Here is a 13,402-nt window from a genome sequence, read left to right as displayed (position 1 = left end):
ATTCGAAAATTCCAACTTATGAAAGTTAGTAACTCATTATTTGTAGGAGGACTTGCCTTGGTATTTGCCTGCTCTTCCCCAAAAACAGTAGAAGAAACAGAAGCTCCGAAAAGAGGTGGAAACCCAATTGTCGAAGGCTGGTATGCCGATCCTGAAGGAATTGTATTCGGAGACGAATATTGGGTTTACCCAACCTTCTCAGCTGGCTATACAGACCAACTGCATTTCGATGCATTTTCTTCAAAAGACTTAGTGACTTGGGAAAAGCACGCAAATATTCTGGACACTGCAGCGATCAAATGGGCTAGACAAGCCATGTGGGCTCCCGCAGCAATCGAGAAAGACGGGAAATATTATCTTTTCTTTTCTGCAAATGATATCCAGCGACCAAGCCGCGATGGTTGGGATCCAAATAATGACATCAACCACTTTGGAGGATTAGGGGTCGCGGTAGCTGACTCACCTGGAGGACCTTTCAAAGACCATATTGGCAAGCCTTTGCTTTCGGAGTTTTACAATGATGCACAGCCAATCGACCAATTTGTATTCAAGGACACCGATGGCACCTATTACATGCTGTATGGAGGATGGAGTCACTGTAATATTGGTAAACTAAATGCTGACTTCACAGGATTTGAACCTTGGGAAGACGGTGAGCTATTTCATGAAATAACGCCTGAGGGATACGTAGAAGGGCCTTTTGTATTTATCCGAAACGGAAAATATTATTTCATGTGGTCAGAAGGTGGTTGGACAAACTCCAGCTATAAGGTTGCGTATGCCATGTCAGACAATATCAATGGCCCATGGGACAGAATCGGAACCATCTTGGAAAATGATACCACTGTAGCTACTGGTGCCGGGCACAATTCAGTTATCCAAAAGCCAGGGAGCGATGATTGGTATATGGTCTATCATCGACGTCCAATTCCAAACGAAGGAAGAGATCACCGAGTGACTGCAATAGATGTATTGGAATTCAACGAAGACGGAACAATCAAGCCAGTCAAAATGACCTTTGAGGGAGTAGAAGCAAATCCAATTGATTAATCCTTTGAATAAAAGAGTATTTACAAGCCTTTGGATATGGAGAAGGAAAGTAAAATATGAAAACCCTTATTTTACCTTAATGATAAAAGGTAAAACAAAACCCCGGGATTCATGAGATCTCGGAGTTTATTTTTTACACTCTTCGTTCTAAATTCTAGCTTCTTGGCTCTTAAAAAACCACTTTCACTTCCTTTTTCTCCCCATCTCGCTCATAGCCTAGAAGTACTTCGTCTCCTTTTTGGAAAGCACTCAATGCCCGCATGTAACTCATCATGTCAACAATAGTAGAATCTCCCATTTGCACGACCACATCGCCTTTCAATAGACCTGCTACCTGTGCTGATTTATCCTCAGATACCCCGTCGATTCGCATTCCTTTTCCATCAAAAAGATAATCTGGCACTACGCCCAAGGAGACTGTAAAGCGTGGAGAATCTCCTGAGCTATCTTTGGTTTTGGTGAAGGCAAGCTTTGGTTCGGCATCCAATTGATCTACTAAACGATCAATGTATTTCACAACAAGTAATAAGCCATCATAATTGATCAATTCGGCATCATCCGAAGGCTTGTGATAGTCTTCATGCTGGCCGGTGAAAAAGTGAAGTACTGGCAAATCCTGTAAATAAAAGGAAGTGTGATCGGAAGGACCAACACCAGACTCTGAAGTGACCAATTTCAAGCTATCAGCATTCGCCAAATCCAAAGCTGAGACAAAGCTTGGGCTAGTTCCAACTCCATTAATTGCCAGCGTCTTTTCAGCATTCAATCGACCAACCATATCCATGTTGATCATGTAATTCACATTTTTGAGATCTATTGTAGGGTTTTTCACGAAGTAATTTGAACCCCAAAGACCATTTTCCTCTCCCGAAAATGCTATGAACAGGAAGTTACTTTTATGTTCTTCATGCTTCAGAATTCTAGCCAGAGCTACCAAAGCGGCCGTACCACTGGCATTGTCATCGGCTCCATTGTGGATAGCCGAATCACCACGATGAAGGGAACCTTGTCCGCCCATTCCCAAGTGATCAAAATGCGCTCCGATTACTATCGTATTTTCAGACTTGTTGTCAATAAAACCAATTACGTTTCTGCCCTTTACTCCTTCGCCATCTGTACCGATTACTGCTTCCTCATGAGGATTTGATGGCTTTGATACGGAAAATGCCTGGAAGTACTCCTCAGTTCCCTTTGGCTCAAGCCCGATTTCCTTGAATTCGGCAGCCAGATACTCGGCAGCTTTCTGCTCGCCTTCTGTACCAATGGCTCGACCTCCAAGATCATCTGCAGCTAGATAGGTCACATCTTCCTTTAATCCAGCTTTTAGGCTTTCATCCGTCGGAGCAGTATCACAACTCCAAGTAAATAATGTTACTGCAACTGCTGCAAGTGTATGTTTAGGTAGAAATTTCATGCTTTTTATCATCTTTTGGCAAAGATAATAAATGGTAACTTTGTGCAGCAATACTAAAAAATCAATTCAAAAATGAGACAAATCCTTGTTGCCCTCCTGCTACTTTCTTTTGCCTGCAGCCCCAAAAATGATGTTCAAACAGAAATAGAAACTGAAGTTCATTCGGCATCCGATTCTTTATTGTTGACACCAGAAGAAATGAAGTATTTGAAAAATATCAAACAATTGACTTTCGGGGGAAACAATGCAGAAGCATATTGGTCTTTTGATGATTCAATGTTGGTTTTTCAATCCGACTATAGTGAGTGGGGAGCTGAATGTGACCAAGTTTTCTATACAAATTGGAAAACCGATGATCTGCAGAATTCTCAGCCAAAACGACTCAGTACTGGATTAGGAAGAACTACATGTTCCTATTTTCTTCCAGACAATAAAAGTATAGTTTATGCCTCTACGCACCTTGGTGGTGATAATTGTCCTCCAGTTCCTGAGCGCAGAACTGATGGAAAATATGTTTGGCCGATTTATGATTCCTTTGATATTTTCACTTCTGATCTGGAAGGAAATATTATTTCCCAGCTGACGAATGAACCTGGGTATGATGCCGAGGCGACGGTTTCTCCAAAAGGTGATAAAATTGTGTTCACTTCTTTGAGAACAGGAGATTTGGAGCTTTACACTATGAATATCGATGGTACAGATGTGAAGCAAATCACTTCCGATTTAGGATATGATGGAGGAGCATTTTTCTCGCCTGACGGAAGCAAAATCATCTGGAGAGCATCCCGCCCAACTTCTGATAAAGATGTAAAGGAATACAAAGATTTACTCGAGGAAGGTTTGGTAATGCCTACCAGCATGGAATTATATGTAGCAAATGCCGATGGAACTGACGTGAAAAAAATCACAGATCTCGGCAAAGCCAACTGGGCACCTTTCTTCCATCCATCTGGCGAAAAAATCATTTTCGCTTCAAATCACCAAACCGAAAGAGGTTATCCGTTTAATCTTTTCATGATTAATCTGGATGGAACAGGGCTGACTAGAATTACCCATGACGGTACTTTTGATGCATTTCCAGTATTCTCAAACGACGGCAAATATTTAGTATTCTCTAGTAACAGAAATAATGGAGGTACCAGAGACACCAACCTTTTTGTGGCTGAGTGGATCGGTGATTGATATCTGCACCCAATCGATTATAGTAAGACCGTCAAATTTGGCGGTCTTTTTGTTTTTATTACACTCTAACCAACTGAAAAATAGCTATGAAAGCTTTATCCACACTATTTTTCGCTGCTTTAGTAATGTCAGCGTGCAAAGGTCCTAAGGAAGATACCCCAGTTGAGGTAGCATTTTCCCCAGATGAAGAGCATGTTGAAGAAATCAACACAGAATGCTTTCGATACTATGGGGACAAAGATACTGTACTACTTACTACTCATGTAGACGGTACGAAAATCACGGGTACTTTAGACTATTCGCTCTTTGAAAAAGATAAAAATACTGGGACTATCGAAGGAGAAATCCGTGACGATTTGATTATTGCTGAATATACTTTTATGTCAGAAGGAGTCACTTCAACCCGCCAAGTTGTCTTTAAGAATACTGAAGAAGGCTGGAAAGAAGGCTATGGAGAGATAAAAACTGTGGATGGAATCCCGGTTTATGTGAACATGGATTCTTTAGATTACAGTCATCAAATAGCACTTACTCCTGTTCCTTGTGATTAGTACTAGAGTAGCCATTTTTGGCTTTCTAATCTCAATTCCCTAATTTCTAAGCTGAACTCACCCAAAATGCCTTTTTCAGTGACTGGATTTTTCAGTCCAACTTAGTTCCACCCTTTTTCAAATTGAGTTTATGAAGTACTATTACAGATTAATATTTCCACTTTTGGTTACCCTTACTTTGGCATTTTCAAAGTTTTATTTTGGTACGGAGTCCAAAGATTGGGAAGGTGCATTTGCCTACCTACCTCATATCAATACACTTCTTATTATTTGTGGATTTACCTGGTGTTTATTGGTAGGAATGCAGATTGTCAAAAAATTATTTTTGAAGCAATACGATATTTCTCAGGAGGATAATTTGAGAGCTAGAAAAGTATTGACTCAAATAAATATGCTGGTGAAAATAGCAAACTTCATCATCATTTTACTTGGAATAGGTTTGATTTTGGTCTCTTTCGATTCTGTCCGGAAAGTGGGTGTAGGGTTCTTTGCCTCTGCAGGAGTTGCAGGTATTATTATTGGTTTTTCAGCTCAGAAAGCTATCGGTACCTTGATAGCAGGTATTCAGATTGCGTTTACTCAGCCTTTTCGACTAGAAGATGCTGTAGTGGTGGAAGGCGAGTGGGGTTGGATCGAAGAAATAAATTTGAATTACATCGTAGTTCGCATCTGGGATTTGAGAAGGCTGGTGCTTCCGACTACCTACTTCCTGGAAAATCCTTTTCAAAACTGGACTCGAACTTCAGCCGATTTACTCGGTTCAGTGTTTCTTTACACCGATTACACCGTGCCGTTTGATGAGCTGAGAAAGGAACTAGATCGAATTTTGGAAACAACCCCGCTTTGGGATAAAAAAGTGAAAGTACTCCAGGTGTCTGATGCTAAAGAATTTACAGTAGAAACCCGTATTTTGGTAAGTGCTAAAAATTCCCCAACGGCCTGGGATTTAAGAGTATTTGTTAGAGAGAAAATGATTGAATTTATCCAGAAAAACTATCCTGAAAGCCTTCCAAAAACCCGAGTAGAAATGACCCAAAAGCCTATAGCCAAATCGTGATTATTGATATGCTGATGTATAGCCATTTGGCTACAGTCGTTCCTTGTATTTTTATAGGAGCCTATCTACTCCTCAGCAAAAAAGGGGGTAAAGTTCATCGAACTTTGGGGAAGATCTATATGATATTAATGCTGCTCACGGCGTTTATTGCTATATTTTTAGAAGCTCAAGTTGGGCCTAAATTAGTTAATCACTTTGGCTACATTCACCTTTTCTGCTTGCTCGTATTTTGGACTGTTCCTACTGCTTATCTAGCTATCCGAAAGGGGAAAGTTAAAACTCACCAGCGCAAAATGATCTTACTTTATATAGGGGCCATCATTTTGGCTGGAGGATTTACTCTTGCGCCTGGAAGGTATTTACACGAAGTTTTTTTCGGGGGTTGAAAGGTTAAATTTGCCTTCATTTCAAAATTATAAAGCATCCAAACTCTTCAAGTATTCTTCAGCCTGCTTCAATAATTCCTCCTTATTTTTCAATTTATCCAACGTGCGATAAGCCATTCCAATTCTTGGGTTATTCTCCAATTTTTCCCTATTTCTTTCATAGAAATGCCAATAGAGACTATTGAAAGGGCAAGCTCCTTCTCCAACTTTTTTGGTATGACTATAGGCGCAATGAGTGCAATAATTACCCATTTTATGGATGTAATTCGCCGTGGAAACGTAGGGTTTAGTGCCTACAATTCCTCCATCAGCAAATTGGCTCATTCCTCTTGTATTGGTGATTTCAACCCATTCGATTGCATCAATATACACTCCCAAATACCATTGATCTACCTCATCTGGATGAATTCCGGCTAGCAAAGCGAAATTTCCTATGACCATTAATCGCTGGATATGATGAGCGTATGCCAATTCTAAGGACTGTCCAATTGAATGGCTAAGGCATTTCATTTTGGTTTCTCCTGTCCAAAACCATTCTGGTAATTTCCCCTGATTGTCGAAGAAATTCATGTTTGCGAAATCCGGCATTTTAGCCCAATAAATCCCACGCATATATTCTCTCCAGCCTAGAATCTGCCGAATGAATCCTTCTACCTGAGATATATGAATTTCATCTTGGTGTCCTTTCCAATATGTATCTACCTCTTGCACAACTTCTAGCGGAGAAAGCATTTTGGTATTTAAAGCAAAACTTAGTCTGGAGTGAAATAGAAAAGGGTCCCAAGTAGTCAACGCATCTTGATAGTCTCCAAAATGCACTAGTAGATGCTTACAAAAATGACTTAAGACTTCCAGACTTTCTTCCCGCGAACAAGGCCAGGTAAAAGATTCCTCATCTAGTTGCCCAATAGTTTTGACCTTAGCTTTCTCAAGCATTTTCAGGATGTCAGCTACCTTTTTAGGATGAAGTTTTGGCTTGCGCAAAAGCCGTTTGTCCTTCAAGGCAAACCTATTCGAATGATCAAAATTCCATTTTCCCTGAAGAGGTTCTTTTCCATCCATGAGGACATTAAAGTCTTTTCGCATTTGTCGATAAAAGCTTTCCATAAAGAATGTTTTCTTCCCTTTGAAAAAGTCTTCGACAAATTCTCTTTCGGTCAAAAAATGCTCTGAATCAACACTTCGGCATGGAATGTCTAGGTTCTTACTGATTAATTTCAATTGCTTATCCAATCTGTACTCGTCAGGTAGCTGGTATTCGAACTGATCAAAGCTGTCTTTCTTTACAAACGATTTAATCATTTTCTCCAAATCCTGAGAGTTGCCTTCTTGATCCAGCTGCACATAGTTGACCTTGTGTCCCTGAGTTTTAAGATGCTCCGCAAAGTTTCTCATGCTCAGAAAAAAAGCCACTACTTTTTGAATATGATGCGGCACATAGTCAGTCTCCTGTCTTAGTTCAAGCAAAAAATAAGTCACAGACGCATCTTTTTCTTCAAAAAACCAGGAATGCTGGTAATTCAGCTGATCACCGAGTATTAAGCGTAATGTTTTGGGCATAAAAAAAGGGCTTTCAATTAAAAGCCCTTTTTCTACTACTTTGTTTTACTCAATATTTGAAACAAGGCATAGAGGAAGTTCTTCCAGCTCCGCGCTTATTTGTAGCAAGGAAACTGTAACGTATGCTGATCTCATGAGCACCGCCAGTGTTTGCATTTCCAAGGGAAGAAAGTGTGAAATCATGGCTATAGCCTACATCAAGTCCTCCTCCCAGAGAAATTCCTACCAATCCAATGACTGCTTCATGGTTTGGTAAATTGTCTTGCTGCACAGGAATTCCTCTATACCATACACCTAAAACTAGTGGTTGAATGTTCACCTGAGCTCCCACATCCAGTTGGGAAAAGGATCCTTGATTCTTATAATTAAAGGCAAATGTCAATTCTCTGGTTCCAAATCTTTGATTTAAATATTCGCTAGAACTACCTCCGGAAAGATCAAATTTCACTCCACCATGTGCTGAGATCTTTAGCGGGAGTCTGCTGTTGGCGCCATCCATAAATGAAATATTTGGCTGAGTCAAGTGATGCCCTGCAAGACCGAACCATAGGTTTTCGTTGTGAAAAACCATTCCAAAGCTGTAATCCATAAACTGATGACTGATGCCATCACCTAGACTTTCTCCACTATTTCCACCAACAGCGCCTGTTTGATCGTCAATTTGGGATCCGAAGACTAAATCCCCGAAGTAAGCATCTCTATCCATGTAGCTTACCTGTCCACCCATTCTTAAAAATGATCTAAATCCTAATCTCATTCTATAAGAATAAGTCGCTCCGATCTCAGTCATGCTCAGATTTGCCATACTTTGCTCAGACCTGTTGACAATTAGTCCCACACCGCTATTTGCGCCGAAGATGTAATGATCAGCATAGGCGGAATAGGAGTTGAAGGATTGATCGAGTCCAGGCCATTGGTTTCTGTAATTGACACCAATTGTTGTCATTTCGGAAGCACCTGTCATAGCTGGATTTAAATACAATGGAGCAGCATAAAACTGTGAGTATTGAATATCCTGAGCATTCGCTGTCAAGCATACTATGCACAGGGTAAATAGCAGATAAACGTTTTTCATATTCTATCTAATAAGGGTGACTCCTCCTGTCTTGGTGAATTGCTCACCATCTTTGGAGGTGTAGGTGATTTGATATAGGTAATTGCCAGGGGGTGATGCCTGACCTTGGTGTGTTCCATCCCAGCCTTTAGTTTCAAGGCTGTTGGTGGAATAGATTTTCTCTCCCCATGTGTTGAAAATAGTCATGGAGAATTCGGTTAAGGCTCTGAGTTTGGGGATAAACATATCGTTCAGGCCATCTCCGTTGGGGGTGAAAGCATTGGGTATGGTAATAAATTCTAGAGGGGCATTTACTTGGATGATATTTTTCTCAGTACTGGAACAGCCATAGATATCGTAAGCAGTGAGAATAACTTCGAAATTTCCTGCAATCTCAAATTTGTGAATTGGGTCTTTTTCTTTAGAGGATTTTCCATCTCCAAAAGACCATTCCCAGCCTATAAATTCTTCGGAAATGATACTTTCGAAGATGATTTCCTCGTCTACTTGAACTTCTGGTTCGCTGTTGATTTCTAACTTTCTATAGTCAAAATCAAGTCTTCCAGCCTTATTAATTTGAGAAGGGAAATCTACTCTTACTTCCGTTTGAGCAGTACAGCCTAAAGCGTCTGTTATTTGGACTTTGAGACTACCTGAAGAGTTGAAATTGATTTCTCGAGCATTATTTTCTCCATTGCTCCAAGAAATTTTGTATGGTTGTACTCCACCTTGTATTGATACCCACGCCACTCCGGTGATGGTACCAATGGTACAATCCACATCTAGGGCAGTTTCTATTCTTGCTTGTATTGGCTCAGCCTCCGCGATGGTAAATGATTTGCTCACGGTACAACCACTTTCATCTGATACTAAAAGTTGGTAAGTGCCAGCAGACAAATTCTCTCTATTTAAGCCAGCAGATGGATCGTCTAGCCATTTTGTAGCGTAGTTTCCTGAATTGCCTTTCACTTTTAATCGGATGGTTCCGGAATTTGAACCAGCACAGGAAATATCAGTTTGCTCTATTAATTCCAATTCGAGTGCTGAAGCTGTGCCAAGTGTGAAATGTTTTTCTACAGTGCAGCCTAGTGCATCTGTAACCTTAAGAGAATAATTTCCGGCTGTTGCACCACTTAGCTTGGAAGAAGTCTGGCCGTTACTCCATATATAAGTATAGGGGGCAGATCCACCTTGAATAGTCACTTGGATTTCTCCATTCCCTGCACCAGCACAACTTTCTGGTAAAAGCTTTTCTTCTAGCTGAATTGAGGTTGCTTCTTTGATAGAATAGGAAGCTTGAAATGAGCAACCTGTCTGGTCTTTTATTAAGACACTGTAGGTACCTGCTGCCAGATTGCTTAGATTTTGGGACGATGATCCGGTATTCCACTTATAGGTATAAGGTGCCTGACCACCTTTGATGTCCAAATTTATTGACCCATTATTTTGGCCAGAGCAACTTAAGTTTTCAATGGCTTCAGAAACTTGCATTCCTTCTGAGGCAGCTTTGATCTCGAATGAAGTGGTGACGTCACAATTGAATATGTCTGCAATATTTACAGAGTAAAAACCAGGCGCGAGATTAGTTACCTCCCAGGTATCTTTCATGCCATTACTCCAGGTGATTTGGTAAGGTTCTCCTCTACCTACTTTTACACTTATTTTCGCCGAACCGTCATTTCCCGAGCCGCATGAAGCATCTGTTTTCTCGAGCGGATTAAGAATTAGGGGGTAAGGCGGCTGAACTACGATCCTTTCTATATGTACAGTGCCGGCTGCATCTGTAATTTCTACTGTATAAGTACCTGCGTATAAATTGGTTCTGTCTTTGGTAGTCTCCAGAGTGTTCCAACGATAAGTATAAGGAGCTAACCCTCCTTTAACATCTAGTATAATGCTGCCTTTTTCGCTATGTGAGCAAAGTGCAAGCTTTCCTGAAACCTCTACTGAGATTCCGTTTGTAGCAAGTATTCTATTATTATCACTATCCAATGCTGCCTTTTCCGCACGCAGCTGGGCTGAAGCAGGGATACAGATCATCACACTCAATAGGAGTGGGAGTATCATCAGGCCATATGTTGAATATACCTTTTTCAAGAGCTTTGTAGTTGAGGGAAGCTGGGTGACTTTTCAACTTTCTAAAATTGTCTTATAAATCAAGATTACTGCATTTCATTTTTAAGAATATTATTTTATGTATATCATATACAACAAAATGATATTCTTTTAAATGGGGCGTATTCCGAAATAAGTATAGAATTATTCTTTTATGCAAGCGGTTGATGAAAAGTCGCTAAAACGAAATGCATCTAAAAAAAGTATTATTTTTCCTTATAAATTACCATAATCAAAAAAAGTAGGAAATGATGCTTTTTTGTTATTGTAAAAATGAAAAAGCCTCAAAAAGAGGCTTTTAAAAAAAAATTGTGAATATTTTAAATTTTTTTTCCTGAAAGGTATAATAAGTTGTTATCCAGCTTAATACTTGAAGCAAGGTATAATTCGATCTCTTAGATTTCTGCTCTTAGAATCTCCCCATAAAAATGAATAAGTAAGGGAAATCTCATGTGCACCACCACTATTTCTAAGACCTAATTTTGATATGGTTACATCATAGGAGTAACCAATATCAAGCCCATTTTCGAGAGAAACACCGACTAAGCCAATGAAAGCTTCATTATTTGGAAGGTTATTTTTTGTGGGGATTCCGCGATACCAAATCCCAAGGACTAGCGGCTCTAGAAAAAATTGTGCTCCGATGTCTAATTGATTGAAAGGGTCTTGTTGTTTGTAGTTGAAAGCAAAGGATACAGATCGCTCTGAAAAAGAATGGGTGAAGTAATTTCTTCTACCTCCACCAAGGTCAAACTTAATTCCACCTTGCGCAGATAGTTTCATAGGCAGTTTTGAAATTTGACCTTCTACGAAAGATGTATTTGGCTCCGAAAGATGATGAGCTGAAGCTCCGAGCCAGATCCTCTTAGAATAAAACATGCCCCCAATGCTGTAATCCAGGAAACTGTAGCGACTATCGATAGGAATTCCATTGAGTTCATCCGTGATTCCGCCAACCGTTCCATTGATGATATCAATCTGAGATCCAAATACCAAGTCTGAGAAGAATGCATCTCGTTGCATATAACTGACCATACCTCCGACTCTGAAAAATGTATTTTCACTCAATTGCAATCGATATGCGTAAGAAAGACCGATTTCATTGGTGGATAGGTTTGCCAAGCTTTCTTGGCTTCCATTAAATATTAATCCAATACCACTATTATAGTCAAATATATAATGATCAATATAAGCTGAATAGGAGTTAAAATTTTGGTCTAAGCCTGGCCACTGGTTACGGTAGTTTACCCCTATACGGGTAAGTTCACTGGCTCCAGTTAAAGCAGGATTTAAGTATAAAGGTGCAGCGTAGAATTGAGAGTACTGGGTATCTTGAGCTATTACATCGGACAAAATGCAACAAATAGCCCCTATAGTAATAAATACACCGAATATTCTCCTGAACATAGACAATTACGCCTTTACCAGACAAATTTATGCATTTGTTAACTGGCAAGGGTTATATTATTATGAATTAACGACTTGAAACACCTAGGGCTTATGATTGGGGCTCAATCAAATGAGTTTCAAAGCATTGTTTTTGAAGCACTACCAATTTGTAGCGCATTCGAATTAATGCTACCGCTGTTCAATAATTATACCAAAGGGTAAGAGAATTATGATAGGTGGAATTAAATGTCTATTTCGACCTGATTTCTTATCAAATCTTCAAATAATTCTCGGTTTCTAATCAATTGCGCTTTTCCTCCCCAAACCAATACCTCAGCAGGTCGAAGTCTGGAATTGTAATTAGAGGCCATACTGATTCCATATGCCCCAGCATTTTTAAATACTTAAAAGATCCCCTTTCGCTGACTTTTGCAAGCATACGATCTTTTGCCAGCGTATCTGTTTCACAGATGTAACCAACTACATTATATGGATTCAATTCTCCCTCAGGATTGCTGAGATTATATACATCATGAAATGCGTCGTACATCATTGGTCTGATGAGATGATTCAGACCCGAATCTACTCCTACAAATGTGATTTGAGGCGTCTTTTTCACGACATTGGATTCTACCACCAGATAGCCAGATTCACTCACTAGGAATTTCCCAGGCCTCTAACCAAAGCTCCAGTTTTCTACCGTATTTCTCGCAAAAAGTATTGAATGCCTTGGATACTTTAGTGCCAACTTCGGCCATATCAGTGGATGGGTCGCCATCTTTATAGGCAACTTTAAATCCTCCCCCAAAAATCCAGGAATGAGAGATTTGGAAAATTCATAGCGGCCTCAAAAAGCACATTTCCACCTCTCAAAAAGATCTCAGCATCAAGTATATCAGATCCTGTATGGATATGAAGCCCCACGATATTGATATTGTATTGCTTCACTACCTCTAGTATCTCGGGAAGCTGATGAATAGATATCCCAAATTTACTTTGAATATGGCCTACAGAAATTTTCGCATTTCCACCAGCCATAATATGAGGATTAATACGAATGCAAGCTGGCTTTGTATTTCCATAGACTGCACCAAACTCCTCCATTAGTGGAATGCTGTCAAGATTGATCATTATTCCCAATTCCACCGCTTCTTGTACCTCTCGAAAGTTAACTCCACTCGGCGTATACATGATTTCAGAAGCAGAAAACCCTGCCAACATACAAATCTTCGCTTCTTCGATAGAAACTGGCATCGACGCCTCCTCCAGCTTTCTTAACCAATTTCAAAATACTTATATTGGATAAAGCTTTAGTAGCATATTTAATCTTTAGAGGAACTGAGGCAAAGGCAGTCTGTAGAGATTTGATTTGACTTACGATCTTTTCTCCATCATATATATATACCGGCGTACCAAATTCTTTAGCAATCGATTCTATGCTTATTCCTTGAAGCTGAGTAGGATGTTGAGGTGCTGACATTGTCTGAAATTTGCGGGCAAAGATAGCCAAATAACAAAAAAAGGAGGCATTTGCCCCCTATTTTCATTAGTTATAGTGTAATTAAGAAAATTTTATTTCCGAGTTTAAATATAGATGAAGGAGGTCAATTTAACCTCTTTCTACCCAATTTGAAGCGGTTAAAT

10 protein-coding genes and 1 pseudogene are annotated in these 13,402 nt (G+C 39.8%); 5 read left to right on the top strand and 6 right to left on the bottom strand.

Annotated features, from left to right (window positions below):
* Positions 1-18: 18 nt before the first annotated feature.
* The gene (locus tag AC0L6R_RS23415) at positions 19-1,050 is read left to right on the top strand and encodes a glycoside hydrolase family 43 protein (protein WP_473273368.1); all 1,032 of its coding nucleotides are present in this window, start codon (positions 19-21) and stop codon (positions 1,048-1,050) included.
* 169 nt (positions 1,051-1,219) lie between these two features.
* On the opposite strand, the gene AC0L6R_RS23410 is transcribed toward AC0L6R_RS23415, so the two are convergent.
* Complete coding sequence (locus AC0L6R_RS23410) at positions 1,220-2,464, bottom strand: M20/M25/M40 family metallo-hydrolase (protein ID WP_473273367.1); 1,245 nt, start codon at positions 2,462-2,464, stop codon at positions 1,220-1,222.
* A gap of 72 nt (positions 2,465-2,536) precedes the next feature.
* Between AC0L6R_RS23410 and AC0L6R_RS23405 the strand changes: the two genes are divergently transcribed.
* From AC0L6R_RS23405 to AC0L6R_RS23390, 4 genes are all read left to right on the top strand, one after another.
* The gene (locus AC0L6R_RS23405; RefSeq protein ID WP_473273366.1) at positions 2,537-3,646 is read left to right on the top strand and encodes a TolB family protein; all 1,110 of its coding nucleotides are present in this window, start codon (positions 2,537-2,539) and stop codon (positions 3,644-3,646) included.
* Positions 3,647-3,732: 86 nt separating this feature from the next.
* Positions 3,733-4,197, top strand: coding sequence for a hypothetical protein (locus AC0L6R_RS23400; protein ID WP_473273365.1), 465 nt, complete (start codon positions 3,733-3,735; stop codon positions 4,195-4,197).
* A 130-nt stretch (positions 4,198-4,327) separates the two neighbouring features.
* Entirely contained in the window at positions 4,328-5,254 is a 927-nt protein-coding gene (locus AC0L6R_RS23395; protein WP_473273364.1) for a mechanosensitive ion channel family protein, read from the top strand.
* 8 nt (positions 5,255-5,262) lie between these two features.
* A complete protein-coding gene (locus tag AC0L6R_RS23390; protein WP_473273411.1) occupies positions 5,263-5,640 on the top strand; it encodes a DUF2306 domain-containing protein in 378 nt (125 codons plus the stop codon).
* 27 nt (positions 5,641-5,667) lie between these two features.
* On the opposite strand, the gene AC0L6R_RS23385 is transcribed toward AC0L6R_RS23390, so the two are convergent.
* The 5 genes and pseudogenes from AC0L6R_RS23385 to lysA all read right to left on the bottom strand — a co-directional run bounded on the left by AC0L6R_RS23385 (position 5,668) and on the right by lysA (position 13,238).
* Positions 5,668-7,200, bottom strand: a complete 1,533-nt coding sequence (locus AC0L6R_RS23385; protein ID WP_473273363.1) for a cryptochrome/photolyase family protein — start codon at positions 7,198-7,200, stop codon at positions 5,668-5,670.
* Between the two features lie 49 nt (positions 7,201-7,249).
* Positions 7,250-8,275 carry a PorP/SprF family type IX secretion system membrane protein gene (locus AC0L6R_RS23380; RefSeq protein WP_473273362.1) on the bottom strand — a complete coding sequence of 342 codons (1,026 nt, stop codon included), beginning with the start codon at positions 8,273-8,275 and terminating at the stop codon, positions 7,250-7,252.
* A gap of 3 nt (positions 8,276-8,278) precedes the next feature.
* The gene (locus AC0L6R_RS23375; protein ID WP_473273361.1) at positions 8,279-10,321 is read right to left on the bottom strand and encodes a T9SS type B sorting domain-containing protein; all 2,043 of its coding nucleotides are present in this window, start codon (positions 10,319-10,321) and stop codon (positions 8,279-8,281) included.
* A gap of 411 nt (positions 10,322-10,732) precedes the next feature.
* Entirely contained in the window at positions 10,733-11,776 is a 1,044-nt protein-coding gene (locus AC0L6R_RS23370; protein ID WP_473273360.1) for a PorP/SprF family type IX secretion system membrane protein, read from the bottom strand.
* Between the two features lie 224 nt (positions 11,777-12,000).
* Positions 12,001-13,238, bottom strand: a pseudogene (gene lysA / locus AC0L6R_RS23365) (diaminopimelate decarboxylase).
* Positions 13,239-13,402: the final 164 nt, after the last annotated feature.

It is taken from the genome of Algoriphagus sp. 10J20-15 (genome assembly GCF_055809615.1).
Note: the sequence above shows the minus strand (reverse complement) of the source record. Positions and strands in the feature narration are given on the sequence as shown.